The 22,284-nt window shown below is 55.4% G+C and carries 14 protein-coding genes; all 14 read left to right on the forward strand.

Annotation, left to right across the window (positions count from 1 at the left end):
* Window positions 1-124 precede the first annotated feature (124 nt).
* The 14 genes from ACIRQ6_RS10590 (at window position 125) to ACIRQ6_RS10655 (ending at window position 22,280) form a co-directional block, all read left to right on the forward strand.
* Complete coding sequence (locus ACIRQ6_RS10590; RefSeq protein ID WP_420860554.1) at window positions 125-1,366, forward strand: NAD(P)/FAD-dependent oxidoreductase; 1,242 nt, start codon at window positions 125-127, stop codon at window positions 1,364-1,366.
* 24 nt (window positions 1,367-1,390) lie between these two features.
* The gene (locus tag ACIRQ6_RS10595; protein WP_420860555.1) at window positions 1,391-2,377 is read left to right on the forward strand and encodes a TRAP transporter substrate-binding protein; all 987 of its coding nucleotides are present in this window, start codon (window positions 1,391-1,393) and stop codon (window positions 2,375-2,377) included.
* 69 nt (window positions 2,378-2,446) lie between these two features.
* On the forward strand, window positions 2,447-3,160 hold the full coding sequence (locus tag ACIRQ6_RS10600; protein WP_420860556.1) for a TRAP transporter small permease: 714 nt from the start codon (window positions 2,447-2,449) through the stop codon (window positions 3,158-3,160).
* Complete coding sequence (locus tag ACIRQ6_RS10605) at window positions 3,157-4,458, forward strand: TRAP transporter large permease (RefSeq protein WP_420860557.1); 1,302 nt, start codon at window positions 3,157-3,159, stop codon at window positions 4,456-4,458. Before ACIRQ6_RS10600 ends, ACIRQ6_RS10605 begins: the two co-directional genes overlap by 4 nt.
* A complete protein-coding gene (locus ACIRQ6_RS10610; RefSeq protein ID WP_420860558.1) occupies window positions 4,459-5,127 on the forward strand; it encodes a hypothetical protein in 669 nt (222 codons plus the stop codon).
* A 91-nt stretch (window positions 5,128-5,218) separates the two neighbouring features.
* Complete coding sequence (locus tag ACIRQ6_RS10615; protein WP_420860559.1) at window positions 5,219-6,076, forward strand: bile acid:sodium symporter family protein; 858 nt, start codon at window positions 5,219-5,221, stop codon at window positions 6,074-6,076.
* Window positions 6,077-7,732, forward strand: a complete 1,656-nt coding sequence (locus ACIRQ6_RS10620) for an FAD-binding dehydrogenase (RefSeq protein ID WP_420860560.1) — start codon at window positions 6,077-6,079, stop codon at window positions 7,730-7,732.
* A 110-nt stretch (window positions 7,733-7,842) separates the two neighbouring features.
* Entirely contained in the window at window positions 7,843-8,745 is a 903-nt protein-coding gene (locus ACIRQ6_RS10625) for a metal ABC transporter substrate-binding protein (protein WP_420860561.1), read from the forward strand.
* Window positions 8,742-9,614: a manganese/iron ABC transporter ATP-binding protein gene (locus ACIRQ6_RS10630; RefSeq protein ID WP_420860562.1), complete on the forward strand. Its 873-nt coding sequence runs from the start codon at window positions 8,742-8,744 to the stop codon at window positions 9,612-9,614. Before ACIRQ6_RS10625 ends, ACIRQ6_RS10630 begins: the two co-directional genes overlap by 4 nt.
* On the forward strand, window positions 9,611-10,474 hold the full coding sequence (locus tag ACIRQ6_RS10635; protein WP_420860563.1) for a metal ABC transporter permease: 864 nt from the start codon (window positions 9,611-9,613) through the stop codon (window positions 10,472-10,474). Before ACIRQ6_RS10630 ends, ACIRQ6_RS10635 begins: the two co-directional genes overlap by 4 nt.
* Window positions 10,474-11,331: a metal ABC transporter permease gene (locus tag ACIRQ6_RS10640; protein WP_420863896.1), complete on the forward strand. Its 858-nt coding sequence runs from the start codon at window positions 10,474-10,476 to the stop codon at window positions 11,329-11,331. Before ACIRQ6_RS10635 ends, ACIRQ6_RS10640 begins: the two co-directional genes overlap by 1 nt.
* 88 nt (window positions 11,332-11,419) lie before the next feature.
* A complete protein-coding gene (locus ACIRQ6_RS10645; RefSeq protein WP_420860564.1) occupies window positions 11,420-12,529 on the forward strand; it encodes a TIGR03032 family protein in 1,110 nt (369 codons plus the stop codon).
* Window positions 12,516-13,757: a glycosyltransferase gene (locus tag ACIRQ6_RS10650; protein ID WP_420860565.1), complete on the forward strand. Its 1,242-nt coding sequence runs from the start codon at window positions 12,516-12,518 to the stop codon at window positions 13,755-13,757. Before ACIRQ6_RS10645 ends, ACIRQ6_RS10650 begins: the two co-directional genes overlap by 14 nt.
* Before the next feature lie 159 nt (window positions 13,758-13,916).
* Window positions 13,917-22,280 carry a Calx-beta domain-containing protein gene (locus ACIRQ6_RS10655; protein ID WP_420860566.1) on the forward strand — a complete coding sequence of 2,788 codons (8,364 nt, stop codon included), beginning with the start codon at window positions 13,917-13,919 and terminating at the stop codon, window positions 22,278-22,280.
* Window positions 22,281-22,284 lie beyond the last annotated feature (4 nt).

The following is a 22,284-nucleotide window of genomic DNA, read 5'->3' on the forward strand; positions in this document are numbered from 1 at the left end:
GTGCCGTTATCGGGGGTCAAGGAGCCTGCAGGATTATCCCGCAAGCCGCGATCCATTTGAATGCTGGCAATGCGATCCGGGCTGGCCTAGCCTTACTGGGCTAGGCCGAGGGAGGGTCAAAAACATGAAGGTCATCGTGGTCGGCGCAGGCATTGTAGGGGTGTCTTGTGCGATATGGCTGCAGCGTGCGGGCCATAGCGTCACTTTGCTGGATCGCGCAGGCCCCGCGTCGGGCACCAGTCATGGCAACGCAGGTGTTCTGGCCGCCGGTGCTGTGGTTCCCGTGACGACGCCCGGACTGCTGAAAAAGGTGCCCGCTATGCTATGGGATAAGGACGCGCCTTTGTTCTTGAGGTGGCGTTACCTACCGCACCTTATCCCCTTTTTGCGGCGTTATTTGTCCTATGCGAATGATGCACAGGTTGATCATTATGGGCAGGCCATGGGCACCTTGTTGCACGATAGCGTGCAGCAACATCAGGCCCTTGCACAGGGCACCCCAGCTGCCAAATTCATCACGACAGAAGACTATTGTTTTGGCTATGCTACCCGTGCCGAATTCGAAGCCGACAGCTACGCATGGGACAAACGCAAGGCTGCAGGCGTCGCCCTCGACATTGTTAGCGGCGAGAGCTACAGCGCCTATGACCCCTTGGTGGGACCGGCTTTCGAGGTTGTGGTCAGATGCAAAAACCATGGCCGCATCAGCGATCCGGGGGAGTATGTCCAGGCTTTGGCGGACCATTTCCAGACCCTCGGCGGATGCGTTGAGATCGCCGAGGTCCACGACATCAGTCTGGATCAAGGGGCCGTTGAGACCCTCCATACCACTAAGGGCGACAAAAGCGCAGATCACATTGTGTTTGCGGTAGGTCCTTGGTCCAAGGCCATTGCTCACAAGCTGGGGGTAAATGTCCCCTTTGAAAGCGAACGCGGCTACCACGTCGAATTTCTGAACCCTTCGGCAATGCCCAAAGCCCCGATCATGGTGGCTTCGGGAAAATTCGTTCTTACACCGATGCAGGGCCGGTTGCGCGCTGCTGGGGTTATTGAGTTTGGCGGTTTGGATGCAAAGGCCAGTCGCGCACCCATCGATATGCTCAAACGGCAAGTGGCGCGATTGCTGCCGGATCTGACCTATGACGACACAGTAGACTGGATGGGACATCGCCCTGCTCCTGCGGACAGTCTGCCCCTAATCGGTGCGAATGATTTGGGCAACCGCAGCTTTAGCGCCTTTGGGCACCAGCACGTAGGCTTGACAGGGGGGGCCAAAACAGGTCGGATTATAGCGGACCTGATCAGCGGCACCCCGCCCAATATCGATGTGTCGCCGTTTGATCCGCGCAAATATACTACGCGATAGACGTAGCATTTAGGGAGTTATCTTATGACAAAACTTACAAAATTTGCCGGCGCTGCCGTTTTGGGCGCCCTTGGGACGACTGCGGCTTTTGCCGGCGGTCATGCCCAAAAATGGGATATGCCGATGGCCTATGCGGCCACAAATTACCATTCCGAACAAGGCGTGATCTTTGCCGATAAAGTTCGCGAATACACCGAAGGTGCGATTGATATCACCGTCCACGCAGGCGGATCGCTGTTTGGCGGTGGCGACATCAAACGGGCCATCCAAACCGGTCAGGTGCCTATCGGCGAGCGGTTTATGTCCGCCCATGCCAATGAGGCGCCGCTATTGGGCTGGGACAACCTGCCCTTCCTCGCCACAACATATGAGGACAACGCGAAACTTTGGTCTGTGGCCAAAGACACCGTGAACGCGCAATTGGCAGATCTCAATTTGGTTGCACTTTATACCTGCCCATGGCCCGGCCAAGGCTTCTATTTCAACAAAGAAGTGTCCTCCAGTGCTGACACCCAAGGCGTAAAATTCCGCTCATACAACTCGGCCACTGCCACCTTTGCCGAAGAACTGGGTATGATCCCTGTCCAAATCGAAGCCGCAGAGTTGAGCCAAGCATTGGCGACGGGTGTGGCTTCGGCCTTTATCTCGTCCGGCTCTACCGGCTATGACCGCAAGGTTTGGGAGCATCTGAGCCACTACTACAAAGTCAACGCATGGCTGCCGCGCAACTATGTGATGGTCAATTCGCAAGTCTGGGACGGTTTGGATGATGCCACCAAAGCAGGCATCCAGAAAGCCGCAGATGAAACCGCTGCCAGCTGTGCTGCCAAATCTGCAGAACTGTCAAACTTCTATTTTGAAGAACTGGCCAAGAACGGGATGTCCGTCGAGGACGCAGGCGCAGACTTTTTGGCCGAATTGGAAACCATTGGCGCTAAGATGACAGCCGAATGGTTGGAAACCGCTGGTGCTGACGGCCAAGCCATTTTGGACGCCTATAAAGCACAATAAACCATTGGGGTCAGCGCCTTACACAGCGGTGCTGACCCGCTTTCTGATCTTCCAAGGACATCTAAACCCATGCGCGATTGGTCGCCTGTTCTGGGCCTTCCCCTCTGGGTTTGGCTTTTTGTCTTTCCATCTGTTTTCGCAATCATTTGCTTGGCGGCGGGGCCGCGCATTGAACGTGTCCTACGCCCGCTCTGGCGTTTTCTGGATGGGGTGTATTTTGCGTCCGGCGCACTGGCGGCTTGTTTCATGATGACCATTCTAGCGCTCATTGTGGCGCAGATGGTCGCCCGCTGGACCGGTTTCGCCCTGCCCGGCACCACAGAATTTGCAGGCTACGCTATGGCCGCCACGTCTTTCTTTGCGCTGTGCCATGCGCTGACCCGTGGGGCGCATATTCGTGTCTCTATCGTGTTGAACGCCAATCGATTTCTCAAGCGGTGGTTGGATGTCTTCGCCGTGTTTGGCGCCGCGGTCATTGCGACATATTTCGCCCGCTATGCGATCAAGACCAATCAGTTTTCCGAGATGCTGAACGACCGGACCCAAGGTCAAGATCAAATCCCAGAGTGGATTGTAACCCTGTTGTCCCTTCCTAGCATTGCGGTCAGCGACTGGGGCAGCGCCATGGCAGGCACTTCAAGCGAGCTGGTCTACACCCCAGTTTGGATCCCGCAACTGGCCATGAGCATCGGCACGGTCCTGCTGGCCATTGCCCTGTGGGACACCCTTTACCGGATGTTGATAACTGGCCAAAATCCGATCCGGACGGAGGCTGTGGAATGACCGAAGCCTACGCCACAATCGTTTTCCTTTTTGTTCTGTTCACCCTGCTCGGGTCCTCCATCTGGATCGGCTTGGCCCTGATGGGCGTTGCTTGGGTTGGTATGGAACTGTTCACGACGCGCCCCGCAGGGGATGCGATGATCACCACGATCTGGACTGGGGCCAGCAGTTGGACCCTGACGGCCTTACCCCTGTTCATCTGGATGGGCGAGATCCTTTATCGCACAAGACTATCGCAAGACATGTTTCGCGGCCTTGCCCCGTGGATGCGGTTCTTACCGGGCGGGTTGCTACACACCAATATTGCGGGCTGCACGATCTTTGCTGCCGTCTCGGGATCCTCAGCGGCGACCCTGACAACAGTAGGAAAAATGTCGATACCTGAACTGCGCCAACGGGGGTATCCTGAATATATGATCGTGGGCACATTGGCAGGGGCTGCCACTTTGGGCCTGATGATCCCGCCCTCTCTGACACTGATCGTCTATGGCGTGTCGATCAACGAAAGTATCATCAAATTGTTCATGGCAGGCATCATCCCGGGCCTCGTTTTGGCCGGGCTTTTTATGTCATACATCATGTTTTGGCATTTCCTGCGCCCCAGTGAACGCCCTGCCCCTGAACCCTCCATGAGCATAGGGGAAATGCTGTCAGAAAGCCGTTTCCTGATCCCTGTGCTTTGCCTTGTTTTTGCTGTGATCGGATCGATGTATTTCGGCTGGGCCACAGCGACCGAGGCCGCAGCCGTGGGGGTCATTGGATCATTGGTTTTGGCGATGTTCCAAAGATCACTGACCTTTAGCGCCTTCCTCGAAAGCCTCATGGGGGCCACGCGCACCTCGGCCATGATTGCGCTGATCCTCATGGGGGCTGCATTTTTATCGCTGTCGATGGGCTTTACCGGCTTGCCCCGCGCCTTGGCCGCTTGGATCGATGGGATGGATCTGTCGCCTATCGTTTTGATCGCGGCCCTTACGGTGTTTTATGTGATCTTGGGAATGTTCCTCGACGGGATTTCGTCTGTTGTGCTGACCATGGCCATAGTCGAGCCGATGATCCGTCAAGCGGGCATCGACGTTATATGGTTTGGGATCTTCATCGTGGTGGTTGTGGAAATGGCCCAAGTCACCCCGCCCATCGGGTTCAACCTGTTTGTGCTGCAAGGCATGACGCGCCACGAGATCGGTTATATCTCAAAAACCGCGATCCCAATGGTTGGGCTGATGTTACTTATGGTGGTGATCCTTGTGATCTGGCCCGAACTGGCCACATGGTTGCCCAACAACATCCGGCAATAGATGCGCCCTTCCATCAGTATCTTGCAGTTGGATACGCAGTTTCCCCGTGTCCCCGGCGACGTGGCCTGTCCTGCCACATATTTGGACGTGCCAGAAATCCTGACGGTTCGGTCAGCCACAGTTCGCAAAATCGTCAACAACCAGCCTGCGCAAATTGACATCAGGCCGTTTGAAGAAGCCTTGGATCAAGCCAAAGGCGACATCATTGCAACCTCTTGCGGGTTCTTGTCCTATTGGCAATACCCTATGGCTGCGCGCACGACACGGCCCTTTGTCAGTTCTGCCCTCATCGCCCTAGACCATCTCAGCCAGCGCTTTGATCCAGACGAGTTGATGATACTGACCTTTGATCAAGCACAGCTCACTGCAGATCATCTTGGGGCCCATCCGACCTTTGCGCGCAGCATTATCGGCCTGCCACATAGGCATCACTTACGCGGTGTTATTGAAACCGACGCGCTTAAGATTGATCAACACCGCGCGGCCCAAGAATTAGCAGAACTGGTCGAGGCACACTGGACACCGCGTCATAAACATCTGCTTTTGGAATGTACGAACCTACCGCCCTACAAGGCTGCATTGCGGCAGCATCACGATAGAGAAATCACAGATATTTTGACCGTGATCGAGGCCCAACGCCCAAACACTGTGCGGCCAGAATATTTGTGAGCCCTGCGCGCCCTACGTTGCGTCGTAGCCGTCCGGGCCTTGCCAGTCGGGGGCACCGCCCCCTAGGGTGCGTGTCAAACGGGGGGACATAATGGATATTCTGATCAACGTGGTGCTGCCACTTTCCTTGGCAATCATCATGCTGAGCCTTGGCATCGGCCTCACCGGTGCTGATTTCAAACGCGTGGCCGAACGCGGCCGTGCCTTTGCCATTGGCGCTGCATGTCAGGTGCTCTTGGTGCCGATTGTGGCCTACGCCATGATCCTTGCTTTTGGTTTGACCGGCGAAATGGCAGCAGGGGTGATGCTGTTATCCTTCTGTCCCGGTGGAGTGACGTCCAATGTGGTCTCGCGTTTGGCCCGGGGTGATGTCGCTTTGTCGGTCTCCCTCACAGCAGTTGTATCGTTGCTGTCGATTTTAACCGTGCCGCCCTTGGTGGGCTGGGCCGTGGTGCATTTCATGGGCGATGCCGCCCCCGAGATATCTGTGACGTCCCTTGCCATCGCTATGTTCTTGATCACCACATTGCCAGTTGCACTTGGCATGGCGATCCGCCGTTTTGCACCTGCATTTGCCCTCCGGATTGAGCCGAAACTGGTGATTTTGGCCAGTATCCTCTTTGTTGTGATTGTTATTGCCGCGGTGGCCACCAATTGGCAGCTCTTTGTGGACAACCTCGCCAGTCTTGGGCCAGCTTTGATCAGCTTGAACCTGATTATGATGGTGGCGGGTCTGGCCATTGCAGCGGCTGCAGGGATGTCATGGCGCGAACGCAAGACGATGTCGATCGAAGTGGGCATCCAAAACGGAACTGTGGGCATTACGCTGGCCCCGCTTATCGTCGGCGCCTCAGCCACAGTGCCTGCAATTGGCCTGCCATCTGCCGTTTACGGCGTGACCATGTATCTCGTGGCGCTGCCTTTTGTCCTTTGGCTGCGGAGCAAGTGAATGACCTCATCTGATGCGATTATTGTGGGCGCAGGCCTTGCGGGCCTGACGGCAGCGGCAGAATTGGCGGACCGCAGCAAATCCGTAGTGATTGTCGACCAAGAAGGTCCACAAAACCTTGGGGGGCAGGCGTTTTGGTCACTAGGCGGATTGTTCATGATCGACACGCCTGAACAACGGCGCATGGGGATCAAAGACAGCCGCGACTTGGCTTTGAACGACTGGATGGGATCGGCGCAGTTTGACCGCCCCGAAGATGCTTTGCCGCGCAAATGGGCCGAGGCCTATATCGACTTTGCCGCAGGCGAGATGCGCCCATGGCTGCATAAAATGGGCCTGCGTTGGTTCCCCGTCGTGGGATGGGCCGAACGCGGCGGCAGCTTTGCCAATGGCCACGGCAATTCGGTGCCCCGATTTCACATCACTTGGGGCACGGGTCCCGGTGTGTTGGAACATTTCATTCGCCGCTGCCAAGACCATGTGGACGCAGGCCGGATCACGTACCTCTATCGCCATCAAGTGGACCGGATCGAAACGCAGGCCGGGGCTGCTAAAGGCGTCAGTGGTCGCATTTTGGCGCCAGATGCTGCTGTGCAGGGCGCACAAACCAATCGCGATCCGGTTTCTGATTTCACCCTAAACGCGGATGCTGTGATCGTCACATCCGGCGGGATCGGCGGCAACTTCGAGATGGTACGCAAGGTTTGGCCCACAGACCGCCTTGGCCCCGCGCCAGCATCGATGCTGTCAGGCGTGCCGGCCCATGTGGATGGCCGCATGTTGGAGATCACACAAAACGCCGGTGGCCATGCGATCAACCAAGACCGCCTATGGTTCTACACCGAAGGCGTGCAAAACTGGGATCCGATTTGGCCCCGCCATGGGATCCGCATTCTGCCGGGTCCGTCCTCGATGTGGTTTGATGCCAAGGGCAATCGGTTCGCCCCACCTGCCCTGCCCGGATTTGACAGCCTGTCGACGTTCAAAATGATCTTGGACACAGGCTATGATTACAGTTGGTTCGTGCTGACCCAAAAGGTGATCAAAAAGGAGTTTGCTCTATCCGGGTCTGAGCAAAATCCAGATTTCACCTCGGCCAAGTGGATGGAGGTTATCAAACAGCGGATTTTATCAGGTGCAAAGGCCACAGGCCCCGTTGAGGCCTTCAAGGCCCATGGGGCGGATTTTGTTGTGGCCGACACATTGCCCGCCCTTGTGGAGGGGATGAACCAAACTGCAGGCAGCACCTTGTTAGATGCAAATCATCTGCACGCTCAGATAGCTGCGCGCGATGCGCAAATGGACAACCCTTTTTCCAAGGATGCGCAGGTCTCGGCCATTCATGCAGCACGTCAATATCGTGGCGACAAGTTGATCCGCACCGCAAAGCCACACAAGTTTTTGGATCCCGCCAACGGGCCATTGATCGCCGTGCGCTTGCATTTGCTGACGCGCAAAACGCTGGGCGGGCTTCAAACCGATCTCAACAGCCAACTGGTCAAAGCAGACGGAACACACGTCGACGGGCTCTATGCCGCAGGCGAAGTCGCGGGGTTTGGCGGCGGCGGTTACCACGGCTACAACTCTCTTGAAGGCACATTTTTGGGCGGTTGCATTTTTTCTGGGCGCGCAGCGGGCCGCAGCGCTCTGTCATAGTCTTACAATCCGCTCCTTGTTGCGAATGACTCGCAACACTGCTATACTTGCGAGTGATTTGCATTTACATCACCGCGCCCTACCTGTGGCCTACCAAAAAGGAATTAGCTATGCGCCTGCCCCGCCTCTTGTCCTTTGCCTTTGCAACACTCTGCGCCTGTGCACCTCTTGCTGCGGCTCAAGATAAGCTAAAGGTTGTCACAACCTTTACCGTTTTGGCCGACATGGCCGCCAATGTAGCAGGTGACGCCGCCGAGGTCGTGTCCGTGACCAAAGCAGGGGCTGAGATCCACGGCTACGAGCCGACGCCGCGCGACATCGTGCGCGCCATTGATGCGGACTTGATCCTGTGGAACGGACTGAACCTCGAACTTTGGTTCGAGCAATTCCTCAGCAATCTGCGAGATGTACCATCGGTCACCCTGACAGACGGGATCGAGCCGATCTCAATTGGATCAGGCAGTTACGAAGGCAAAGCCAACCCCCATGCATGGATGGGTTTGGACAATGCGCTGATTTACATCAGCAATATCGAAAAGGCCCTGTCTGACGCGGATCCAGAAAACGCCGCTGTCTATGCAAATAATGCCGCGCAATATAGCGACGAATTGCGCGCCACCTTGGCACCGCTTCGCGCCGCAATCCAATCCGTGCCCGAAGACAAACGCTGGCTAGTCACCTGCGAAGGGGCGTTCAGCTATCTGGCGCGCGACTTTGGCTTGAACGAGCTTTACCTTTGGCCGATGAACGCCGATCAGGTCGGCACCCCGCAGCAAGTGCGAGCGGTTATCGACGGTGTGCGCGCCAATGACATCCCGGTGGTCTTTTGCGAAAGCACCGTCAATACCAGCCCCGCAGAACAGGTCGCCCGCGAGACAGGGGCCGCGTATGGCGGTGTCTTGTATGTTGACAGCCTAAGTGCAGCAGATGGGCCCGTACCTACGTATCTGGATTTGCTCACAGTCACGGCTCAAACCGTGGTTCGCGGTTTGACAGTCGCTTTGCCTCAATGACATCTGCGTCCCCTTCTCAGGCCGCAGGTCTCAGCGCTGTTGACGTTACAGTGACTTACCGCAACGGGCACACGGCCCTTTGGGACGCCAGTTTTGAGCTGCCCAAGGGCAGTGTGACAGCGCTTGTGGGGGTGAACGGGGCGGGCAAATCGACGCTGTTCAAGGCAATCATGGGGTTTGTTCCCACGGCCAAAGGCAAAATCCAGATTATGGGGCGCGATGTGCGGGCAGCCCTGTCAGCAAACCTTGTATCCTATGTGCCCCAAGCCGAAGAAGTGGACTGGTCCTTTCCCATTCTGGTCGAAGACGTAGTGATGATGGGCCGCTATGGGCACATGGGTTTTATGCGCCGCCCCAAAGCCGCTGATCACGCCGCTGTGGACATGGCCCTGACCCGCGTCGGAATGCAGGATTTTCGCAAACGCCAAATCGGCGAACTCTCTGGCGGCCAACGTAAACGCGTCTTTTTGGCCCGCGCTTTGGCCCAAGATGGCCAGGTGATCTTGCTGGACGAGCCGTTCACCGGCGTCGACGTCAAAACCGAAGATCAGATCGTCGCCCTGTTGGGTGAAATGCGCGCCGAAGGGCGCGTCATGCTGGTCTCGACACATAACCTTGGATCCGTGCCGGAATTTTGTGATCGCACCATTCTGGTCAAGGGCACCATCCTTGGATCCGGCCCAACGGAACAGGTCTTTAACCGCGAAAACCTCGAGAAAGCTTTTGGCGGCGTTTTGCGCCATTTCACCCTTACGGGCGACACATTGCACGATGACGAAGATGCCCGCGAGGTCACGATCTTTACAGATGACGAGCGCCCATTTGTACAATACGGCGAGAAAACCCAGCGCAGCGAAAAGACCCCATGATCGAGACGCTGCTGGACCCCTTTAGCTACAGCTACATGACCAACGCAATCTGGGTCTCGGCCTTGGTCGGCGGGGTCTGTGCGTTTTTGTCTGCGTTTTTAATGCTCAAAGGATGGTCGCTGATCGGCGATGCCTTGTCCCATTCCGTGGTACCGGGGGTGGCTGGGGCCTATATGCTGGGCCTGCCGTTCGCCGTTGGCGCATTCTTTTCAGGTATTCTGGCTGCAGGCGCGATGCTGTTTTTGTCCGAACGCTCGGGCCTTAAAATTGATGTGATCATCGGGATGATCTTTACCTCGTTCTTTGGCTTGGGGTTGTTCATGGTATCCCTGTCGCCCACATCTGTGTCTGTCCAAACCATCACAATGGGCAATATCCTTGCCATCACCCCAGAAGACACGCTGCAATTGGTTATCATCGGGACCGTATCGCTGGTCATTTTGTTAGCCAAATGGAAGGATCTGATGGTCACGTTTTTTGACGAAAACCATGCCCGCACCATTGGCCTGCGCCCTTCATTGCTGAAGGCTATGTTTTTCGTTCTTCTGTCGGCCTCTGTGGTGGCTGCGATGCAAACCGTTGGAGCGTTTTTGGTCATTGCAATGGTCGTCACACCCGGTGCCACGGCGTATTTGCTGTGCGACCGATTTCCGCGTTTGATAGCGACTTCGGTCGCGTTGGGTGCCGGAACCAGTTTTCTGGGCGCTTACCTGAGCTACTTTTTGGATGGGGCCACTGGCGGTGTGATCGTATCACTACAGACGTTGATTTTCCTTTTGGTGTTTGTGTTCGCCCCGAAATACGGGATCCTCGCGAGCAAGCGCAAAGCAAAAGCCGCCCTCACCCAAGGAGCGGCATGATGGATCTGCAAACACTGCTGTTGCCGTTCAGCTTTGGCTTTATGCAAAACGCGTTTTTGATCTGCATCATCGTCTCCGTGCCCATGGCGTTGCTGTCGTGTTTTTTGGTGGTCAAAGGCTGGGCCTTGATGGGCGACGCAATCAGCCATGCAGTTCTTCCCGGGGTGATTTTGGCCTATATCATAGGGCTGCCATTGATTTTGGGGGCCTTTGTGGCAGGCATGACCTGCGCCGTAGCCACTGGATATCTGACGGAAAACAGCCGGATCAAACAAGACACAGTGATGGGCGTGGTGTTCTCGGGCATGTTTGCGATTGGCATAGTTTTGTACACGTCAATCGAAACCAACGCGCACCTCAACCATATCCTGTTTGGCAACTTGATGGGGGTAGAGCCATCAGAGTTGTGGACATCGGCCATCCTGTCCGCAGGGGTTGCACTGGGACTGATCCTGAAAGCCAAGGATTTGATCCTCTATAGCTTTGATCCCGCGCAAGCCCGCGCCGCTGGCCTGCCTACGACGGCGCTCCATTACGGCCTGTTGGCGGCCCTTTCGCTGACAATTGTGGCCACTTTGTCGGCTGCTGGTCTGATCCTTGCCATAGGATTGTTGATCGCCCCGGGGGCCATTGCGTTTTTGCTCGTGCGCCAATTTTCAACGATGCTTTGGGTGGCCACGGGGCTGTGCATGGCCTCAATGGTTGCGGGAACTTACATCAGTTTTTGGTTGGGCAGCTCGCCTGCAGCAACGGTCGTGATGATCCTGACAGGGCTGTTTTTAGGGGCATTTGCGCGGCGGCAAATCCTGACGCGCCGCGCCTCGCAATTGGTCACAGGCCAGCCGGTCGATCCCTAAAGGCCAGCCATATTTTACGCAGGAACGTTGCCAAAAACGAGGTTGTGACTAAGATGGTCGCTAATTTTAGCATTTCCGGATTACCCTTATGACCGATACAGCCGCCCCCGAGACGACCGAACAGCCCCCCGTTTTATCCCTCATGCCCTCGCGCACGTTTGTGCCCTGGTTGCAGTCCATTGGCGGATCTCTGGCTTTCACCACCTATCAAGCAGGCAAAGTTTTCTTGGTCGGCACCACCCCGGGCTCTGGACGGCTGAGTGTTTATGAACGCTCCTTTCCGCGCTGCATGGGCTTTGGCCAATCCCAAGAGGCCGGTCGTACAGTGTTGTGGCTGTCGTCACTGTATCAGCTGTGGCGTTTGGAAAACCTGCTAGACCCCGGCAAGAAAACCGAAGACGGCTACGACGCAGTTTTCGTCCCGTTCGAAGGGCGCACGACAGGCGATATCGATATCCACGACATCCACGGCGTGCCTAATCAAAACGCACCCCTCTTTGTAGCAACACGGTTCAATTGCCTTGCTACGCTGGATCGCCGCCATTCCTTCCGACCGGTCTGGACACCGCCCTTTATTGACCGGATCGCCGCAGAGGACCGCTGCCATTTGAACGGTTTGGCGATGGAAGATGGGAAACCAGCCTTTGTGACCTGCGTGGCCGAAACCAACACTCAAGGCGCGTGGCGCGACAAACGTCGTGACGGCGGCATCGTGATGCATGTGCCCACCGGCGAGGTGGTCGCAGGCGGCCTGAGCATGCCGCATTCGCCGCGCGTCCACAACGGCACGCTGTATTGCCTGCAATCAGGCACTGGTGAGTTTGGGCAAATCGACCAAAAGACAGGCACGTTCGAGCCGCTGTGCTTTTTGCCCGGCTTTGCCCGCGGCGTGGCCTTTGTCGGCAATCACGCGATTATTGGCGTGTCGCGACCGCGTAAAGACAAGACGTTTGAGGGGCTGTCTTTGAACGAACGCCTCAGCCAACAGGACCTTGAACCGTCTTGCTTGCTGGCCGTGGTCAATCTGACAACGGGCGATATTGAACATACCCTCAATATCGAAGGGGTGGTTCAGGAACTTTACGACGTCGCGTTCCTAAGCGGGATCAAACGACCCAAGCTATTGGGCCTGCGCACACCCGAAATTCGCTTCCAGATCCGCCCTGCCCCGCTCGACGCAGAAAATGCCGCACTCTAGACCACGCATCCTTTTTGCGTGGGAAATGGGCGAGAACCTCGGGCATGCAAATAAGCTGGCCCGGGTCGCGGAACAATTAGAAGGCCGTGCAGATATAATCGTAGCGGCGCGCAATCCAGCGGCCATCCGGACGATGGGCCCGCAATTGGATGCGACGCTGTTGCCGGCCCCTTTTGTGCCTTCGCGGGTCCTTGCCAGAGGCGAGGCCCAAGGCGAAAGCTTTGCCGGAGTGTTGGCAAGTTCAGGATGGGACAACCCGCAAAATTTAACCGCATTGATGGAAGCTTGGCGCAATTTGATGACACTGCTGCGCCCGGATATTGTTGTGACCCAAGCGGCCCCAACCGCACAAATGGTGAGCAAGCAGATGCAGTTGCCTACAGTTATCTTGGGCAGCAGTTATGACAACCCGCCTTTGACCGTACCCATGCCAGCCTTTGCACCAGATCAGCCCCGATCGGTGGCACTAGCCCTGCGGCAGGAGGCCGATGTTTTGCACACAGCCAATACCGCTATCGCAGCCCTTTTCGGTGCTCCTGCTGCGGCACGTTTTGCAGATTTGCTACGGCCGGATGTGTCCTTGTTGATGACCCTGCCGCAGCTTGATTGCTACGCAAATACCCGAGATGAGGGCGCTGAATATCTTGGGCCTTTGATCAGTGACACGGTCGGCGCCACCGGGGCGAGATGGGCCAATGATGACCGCGCCAAGGTGTTTGCCTACTTGCGTCCGGGCTCGGCCGAGGCCGCAAAGACCCTTGGCGGACTTTATCGCGCAGCCCTTCAACACCAAGTTATTCTGGTAGCGCCGGGATTGGTGGAACAGGACGCAAACCGGTTGACAGAACGCGGTGTACAAGTGTTTGACAGCCCCTTGCGCCTGGACAAGGTCTTACCAGATAGCGATCTGGGGGTGTCCCATGCCGGGCACGGCATAAGCGCCGGCTTTCTTAAGTACGGCCTGCCTCAAATCGCAGTGCCCACGCACCGCGAACAATTGCTTACAACGCAAGCGATTGCACGTGCTAAAGTTGGCCTTGGCATGGTCGGATCCTTTGATGCCGCAGCTATTCAGGCCCTGATCGACAGAACGTTAACCAATTCTAAAATTTCCCTAAAGTGCCGCGAAGTCTCAGATTTCATTAAGGAAACTGGTTCAGCGGCAGCAGCGCAGCGCGCAGGGCAGGAAATCCTTATCTTCGCCGCCAAAATAGACCTAAGCCATTGAAATAACTATTACTTCAGTGAGTTCATTGATGACAAACACACCGAAAATTACCCCACGACGACTTGACAGAATCACCTTTTCCTAGACTTTATATGGTTAATTTTTGAGCGATGACATTTTAACTCGGCGAATTCCGCGGCTCTTTGGGGGGGCAATGCTATGGGTAATTACGGCACAATTATTGTTAATGGCAACGATGACGAAAACGATGAACTAGGCTTTGACGCCTCGGGCATTGGTGACATCAATGGCGACGGAATTGCGGATTTCGCAATCACCGAAAAACGCGGAACCTCCTATGAAGGCGGTGAAGGATTTCAAAAAACCACTGGCGCGGTCTACGTCGTCTACGGTACTGAAGATGGCCCGATATCCATTGACTTAGACGACATCGATGGCACGAACGGATTCAAGATTGAATCAGACGCCTATGTCAGCGACTATTCCAGCTACTCTACCTTTGGTCATTCCGTCGTCGGTTTAGGCGATGTGAACGGCGACGACGTCGACGACTTTGCGATTGTCGAAAATTCCACCGATTACGATTTCGACACCAACTACGGATACTCCAGCGCAGCGACCGAAGGCGTTGCCTATGTTATTTATGGCGGCCAGTCCGTGGCAGACTCAACGGTCAATGTAACGGATCTTGATGGGTTCCGCATCGATGCGGAAGGCGAGATTACCGGCGTTGTTGCCATTGGCGATTTCAACGACGATGGCGTTGCGGATATCGGCCTGAACACCCAAACCCGCTCGTTCGATTCAGGCTATTCGTACTACTACACCCTTTATGACGCGAACGGGGATGGCGAGTACAACCCGGACGATGGTGATTTTTCGAACTACTACCGCAACTATGTGGCCGTGAACGATGTGCGCAGCTTTGTTCTTTATGGCACGGATGAGGACCGCACCACGGACGAGGCGATCGCCGACGAAGGCAACAGCGATCTGTTCGTAAATCTGGCTGAGATCACGGACGACGACGGCTTTTCTTTTGAAGCTGGTCAAACGATTGGCGGCTTTTACGGCGGCGAATTTGGCGGCCCGGTCGTTGCTGCGGCTTTGGGCAGTGGCGAGATCGGCAATGTCTACGATTACGACTCGCGGAGCGTTGGGATCAATGGGGCCTCGGACATCAATGGCGATGGCTTTAACGATTTGGTGGTCGGTGAAGGCTCGGCCTATATCGGCAACTACACGCGGGTAATAACCCCCGACGCGCCAGACGAAATCTCAGGTGTTGGAACCTATGCAGGGGTCAACAACAGCTTTGTTGTGGTAGGCGAAGATTTGGCCGCTGGCACCGGACCGGATATCAAAAGTATCGACTCCTCCAACTTTGGGCTGTTTGGTGATTTTGCCTTGGGCGATGTCTCGGGCGAGGATGGCTTTGCCGAGATCGCCACGCGCGGCTTTTCATCGGCTGCAGATATCTCCACCCTCACATTAGGGGCTGTGTCGGAAATTACTGGCGCTATTGTCGTGCAAGGCGCGTCCGACCTGTTGGATGGAAGTGGATCGATTGCCGCAGATACTGCAGCCGTTGCTGCCGGTGATGCTGCATTCTACTTTGCCGCGGATTCCCAAGATCAATTGGACATTCAAACGATTGTTGGCGTCGGTGATATGAACGCGGATGGCGTTGATGATTTCTTTATCGCAGGCCGCGAACGTGACTTCGATCTGGTTACAGGGTATTTGGTCTTTGGCAGCGAGGAGGCCCAAAGCGGCTACTTTGAGCTGAATGCCATGGTCGCAGCAGGCGATGCCTACAAGATCGAGCTTGGCGATTACTTCCAGTTTGACCGCATCACTGTGGCCGGTGTTGGCGATGTGAATAATGACGGGGCGGATGACCTGTTGTTCGCCAATCCCGATGCCAATAGCGACGACGGCCAAGTTCAGATTATCTTTGGCGGTGAGGCGCTAGAGGCCAGCGATGCAGCCGACGGTTCGGATGACAACATTATTCAGCAGCAAAACACTATTGTAGATGTTGATACTGGCATTCTGCCGACGTTGATCTCAATTGACAGAAACATCGTATTCGGAGACGAAGGAACCGGCACCCCGGGTCAATTTGTGTTCACAGTCACCCGAAATGGCGATCTTGCCGACGAAGTGTCCGTGGATTGGGCCGTGTCCAGCGGGTCCAGCGTTTATACCTTCTACACCGATGCTGCAGCCGATGATTTTGAAGGCGGCGCCTTTCCATCTGGCACGGTCACCTTTGCCGATGGCGAAAGCACAGTCGAAATTCTGGTCGAAGTTGCAGGCGACACCCAACAAGAAGGTTTTGAGGACTTCACAGTTACCTTGTCCAACGCTGTGACAGATAGCGGCGGAGCGATCACAATCATCAACGATGATGGAATTGGCCTTATTCGCAACGATGATGTGCCCGCAACGCTGTCCGTCTTCAATCAGACGGCGACTGAAGGCGACGCGTTTTTGGAAGTCGAAGTGTTCCGTGGCGGTCGTACAGACATCGAAGTCACAGTTGATTACACACTGACCTCGTATTTCAGCAGCTTCAGCACAGCAGAAAGCGAAGATTTCGATGACGGTCTGCCGCAGACGGGATCAATTACGTTTGCCGCTGGTGAGACCAGCAAAATTGTACAGTTTGCGATCACAGATGACGCGATTTTGGAGGGCAATGAAAACGCGACGTTCACGCTGTCCAACGCGGATGCCGGTGGTGACGAGGTCACGATCAACCGGTCTTCTGCTACGCTGACGATTTTGGATGATGAACGTCCCGTTATTGTGTCGGCGAGTGGCAACCGCGTCACTGAAACCGACGATGACGCAGACAATGTGACGTTGATCTTTACAGTTACGCGCAGTGGCAACCTTGACGCTACCGCATCTGTTGATTTCACCCTGTCGCCTTATACCTCGGCCACAACGCCTGAGGATTTTGTCAGTGGCTATATCGATCCAAACACTGGTCAACCACGTGCCGGCACAATCGAATTCGCAGCAGGCGAAACCACACAGACCATCGAGCTGGTCGTGGCCGGTGACAATGTGACGGAGGGCACCGAATACGTGGTGATGAACCTCTCCAACCTGACCACAGATGCAGCCGAAGCGCCCCAATTAAATACACCACGAGTGTTTGGACGTATCGACGATGATGATATCCCGGCCACGTTCCGCGCCAACAACGCCTTTGTCACGGAAGGCGAAACGGGCGACGAACGGACCCTGTCATTTACCGTCACGCGGACCGGATTGATCGATGTTGAGGCAAGCGTGTCTTTCTCGCTGGAAGCCTATCCGTTTAGCAATTCCGCCAATGCCGACGACTTTGTCTCCGGGTTCCCACAATCGGGTGAATTGGTGTTTGCCGCAGGCGAGACCAGCAAAACCGTGACAGCCGTGGTCTCTGGCGACGACGAGATTGAAACAACGGAATATGTTCAATTGTTGCTCAGCGATCCTGAAACTGTCGCGGGCGAAACCGCGATAATCTCGGATGCCAACGGATTGGGGACCATTTCGAACGACGATTTCCCTGTCACCTTCTCGATCAGCAGCCGTACGGTGACCGAAGGCGATGCAGGTGAAACGACGGAAATGGTCTATACTGTCTTCCGCTCCGGTGAAGTGAATGTCGGCGCGGATATTGACTACCGCGTTGATCTTTATGCCAGTTCTCAGGCCGCAGATGATGACGATTTGGTCGGTGGTTTCCCGCAAACAGGCAGCCTGCGTTTTGAGGCAGGTGAAACGTCACAGACCTTTACCGTACTTGTCCAAGGCGACAACGACACGGAAAACACCGAGTTTTTCCAAGTCTTCTTGGAAAATGGAGTCTCGGATGACGGAACAGCTGTTACACTCGGCTCGTCCAGCGCCTTTGGGACCATCACCAACGACGATGTCCCTGTGCAATTTTCTGTCAACGCGCCGTTTATTGTCGAAGGTCAAAACGGCGACCCAACCCAATTTACGTTCACCATCAATCGGTTTGGCGAAACCAATGTCGATGCCACAGTCGACTATGATTTTGAGGCCTACTTTAACCTCAACCAAGCGGCCACAGACGCAGACTTTGAAGGGGGCATCCCAGATGGCGGCACCTTGTCCTTTGCGGCAGGGGAGACAACCAAAACGGTTACTCTGAACGTCATTGACGACGAAATCTACGAAAGCACCGAATACCTAGGCCTGCGGTTGTCAGATGCTCAGGCCGAGGGTCACCCGCAAGGCGCCACAATCAGTGGATCAGGTTTGGCAACGGGTCAGATCAACGATGACGAAGTACCGGTCTATTATTCCGTCTTCTATGGCTATGCCACTGAAGCCGACGAAGGCGAGACAACCACAATGTTGTTCAACGTCAGCCGCAGTGGTGATTTGTCGTCAGCAGGCACCGTGGACTATTCCATTCAGGAATACCGCTACGGCAACTCGGCCACGGACGCTGATTTCACCGATGCGCTGCCCCAGCTTGGCACAGTCACCTTTGCCGCTGGCGAAAGTGCAAAACAAATCGCCGTTGAAATCGCTGGCGATAATCTGACCGAAAGCACTGAATATTTCGAAGTCCATTTGTCCAATGCGACTTCCGAGGATCCTGACGCGCAGGTCGTGATCAGCCGTCCGCTTGGCTATGGCTATATCTACGACGATGATATTCCCGTTTACTTCCGCGCCTCCGGCTCGACCACTGTTGAGGGTGACCCGGGCGATGCCAACACACTAACCTTCCGCATTCAACGCTATGGCGACACATCTGTAGACGCCACCGTGGACTATAGTGTTGCAGGCGGCACAGCGGATGCAGATGACTTCTCCAGTGCATTCCCAACCTCAGGCAGCCTGACCTTCTTGGCTGGTGAGACGTTCAAGGACGTGGTGTTGCAGGTGCAGGCCGACGAAGAGATCGAAGGTGACGAATACACCTACATCAATCTGACCAACCCATCCTCTACAGATCCTGACGTCATTGCCGTCATCACGACCTCCTCTGCATCAGGCATCATCCGTACCGATGACCAGCCGTCCTATATCTCGGTCAGCTATTACTCCAGCGCGACAGAGGGCGATGATGCCAGCGACAACACAGCCCTGACGTTCCAGGTGTACCGCACCGGCGACACATCCGGCAGTGTCAGCGTGGATTATGCCTTTGCCGGATCTGGCAGTGATGCTTTGGATGCAGCCGACATTGAGGGCGGTATGCCCCAGAACGGCACGGTCACCTTTGGTGCAGGTGAAACGTTCAAGACGATCACTTTCAACATTGCCGAAGATGAAGAAATCGAAGGCAACGAACGCGGGACGATCACCTTGTCAAACGCAACAGGCGCAGGTGACGTTCGGATTACCAATGCAACCGGCACAGGTGTGGTCAACAATGACGACTTCCCGCCACGCATTTTGGCCTATGTGAACGGATCGCTCTTTGGTGCGTCGCTGAACGAAGGCAACAGTGGCTCGACGCCGATCAACGTCACGTTCCAACGCGACGGCACAACCGATGGCGACGTGGAAATTTGCTATGACTTGACCACTTTTGGTGGGGTCTTTGGGGCTGACAGCCAAGACATCGAAGGCTTCCTGCCGTCACCGGGCAACAGTGTCACGATCCTTGATGGCGAAAACTCGGTTACTGTGACGATCAACATCAATGGCGATGGCCTGATTGAGGCTAACGAACGGTTCCGGTTGGAAATTACCGAAGTCAACCCCTCTGATGATACTGATTACACAGTCTTCAACCCGACATCTAACATCACAATCCGCAATGACGACGGGCGTCCCCCGATCCCTGAATTGCCGTTTGATGTTGATGGCGATGGTGTCATCGAAGAAGGCGAATTCATCCGCGTCGAGGCTGACGTATTTGGTGATCCGCATATCACGACACTGGATGGTTTGGGCTATGATTTCCAAGCTGTGGGCGACTACGTGCTGGTGGAAACCGAAGATGGCGCGACCAACCCGTTCTCGGTTCAGGTCCGATTTGAAGCATTCCCCGGCTCCGACTTGGTGTCGATCACCACACGTATGGCCGTAGACGTGCGCGGATCCACAATCGAGATCGATGCAAAGACCGGCAATCTGCTGATCAACGGAGAGGTTGTTACAGACGACGAGCTGGCCGTTGGCGCATTGTATCTGGACGATGGCGACGATGTGGCAGACATCTTTATTGATGATGGCAAATTCTTCATCGTGCTTAATGATGCTGGCGAGCAATTGATGGTCGGCAATGTAGACGGTTCGTTGAACGTCTGTGTGTTCCTTGCGGATGCAGCGGATGGCGGCAATTCGGGCAATGTGCGCGGCTTGATGGGCAACGCCAACCAAGACCTCACAGACGATTTTGGTCTGCGCGATGGTTCTGAAATTCCGGAAGGTGCCATTGAATTTGACGGCGAAGGCGTGCCTGATCTGCTGTTTGACTTCCTATATGGACGTGGCGAATACGAGGGCAGCAGCTACCGTGAAAGCTGGGCTTTGACCGAGGCGGAAAACCTCTTCTCTGGCGAGACACCGGATTTCCCCGAGAACTTCCCAGCCGGTCCGTTGACCTTGGATAATCTGCCCGAAAGCATCCGTGCCATGGCAACCCAAGCGGCCTTGGACGCAGGCCTTAGCCCAGATGATAACGCAGTTATTTTTGAAAACGCCGTGCTCGACTTTGCCCTGACAGGCATGGGCGCCTTCCTTGAAGGTGCGGGCAACTTGGCTGCGGAACCTGAAAGTGCTTCTGATGTTCTGGACACCCCAGAACAGGCACCCACGGTGAATATCTCGGCCGATGTTACCTCTGTTACTGAGGGCGATGATGGCGTGCAAACCGTCAGCTACACTTTCTACCGTATTGGCGATCTAACCGGTGACTTGCAGGTCAACTACGAGATCGGCGGCGATGTTGATGCAGCGGATCTGGGCGGCGACACTCCAATGACCGGGACAGTCGGCTTTGCAGATGGCGAAGACACCACAACCCTAGAGATCATCGTCAAAGGCGATCTGAGCACTGAGCAAGACGAAGGTCTTGTTGTCAGCATCACAGGCACCGATAACGAAGGTGTCCTGATTGGTGGCTCCCAAGGGGAAATCACCATCCTTACGGATGATTTCGGACCGGAAGCGCAAGATGACCGTTTGTCTACGGACGCCGACACAGTTCTGATGGGCAACGTTATCGACGACAACGGCAGCGGCCAAGACACTGATGCCGACGACGATGAACTGTCTGTGACAGCGATCTTTGATGTCGAGTTTGGTCGGATAGAGGTTGATGGGACCCCTGTGGAACTGTCGAACGGCGTGATCGTGACGATGAACGCAGATGGTTCGTTCGAGGTGGATCTAAACGGCTCGTTTGATGGGTTGTCTGAAACCCAAGTCGGCAGCTTTGACTTTGAATACGAAGTCAGCGATGGCAACGGCGGCACAGATACAGCCTTGGTCGAAATTTCGGTCAATGGTGTCGAGGAAGAAGAACCAGATCCGGTGACCTACTCGATTTTTGCACCAATTACCTCTGTGACCGAAGGCAACACTGGCACTACAGAAGTTCAGGTCCAAGTGACCCGTTCTGCGGGCACCGGTGCTGCAACTGTGGCGCTGGCCTATACTGGCACGGCACAGCAGGGGGATCGCGGCGGGGACTATGGAACCGAGGCAGGAACCGAGGTGACATTTGCCGATGGCGAGACATCCGTCTTCGTCACCCTCGAAGTTGCAGGTGATCTGACTGTTGAAGAAGATGAGACAATCATCATCGACATTGATGTCACCGATGCCGAGACGCCCGTGCTCTATGAAGCGACGTCTGCCACTGTGACCATCACCAACGACGACGTCCCGAATGAGGCCCCAATGGCCGAAGACGACGACGCCGATGCCACCGTGGGAACAGGCATCAACATCGATGTGTTGGCCAACGACAGTGACCCCGAGGAAGACGACCTTGCAGTGATCGGCCTGAACTCAGACGATACTTTGGGCGATGTTGAAATCAATCAGGATGGAACTGTCTCATATGACGCCGGTGATGCGTTTGCCCTTCTGGGCTTGGGCGAAACGGCCACAGACACCTTTGTCTACACTGTCAGCGATGGCGACTTGACCGATACTGCAACAGTCACTGTCGAGGTCACTGGGACCTATGTCGAACCGGTTGGACCCAATGAAATCGTCGGGACCCAAGGCAGTGACCGGATCGCAGGCACGGAGGATGCAGACGCGATTCGCAGTCTGGGCGGCCGTTATGACCGCCTCACTGGTGGCGAAGGCGAGGATCAGTTCATCTTTGGCGCAGAAACAAACAACGGTGCCCGGGAACGTGATGTGATCTACGACTATGAGGTCGGAATCGATAGTATTGTTCTCGAAGCGGGGACAATGATCGGCTCAATTCGACAAACCTCGTCAACTGTGATTGTATCTTTCGAAGGTGATCGGGACACACTCTATATTCGCGGTGAGGGTGTTAATGCGGGGAACATCGACTTTATTACAATCGACGACGATTTGTCGTTCTAAGACT

This window comes from Algirhabdus cladophorae (genome assembly GCF_044772865.1).
Lineage (GTDB): Bacteria > Pseudomonadota > Alphaproteobacteria > Rhodobacterales > Rhodobacteraceae > Algirhabdus > Algirhabdus cladophorae.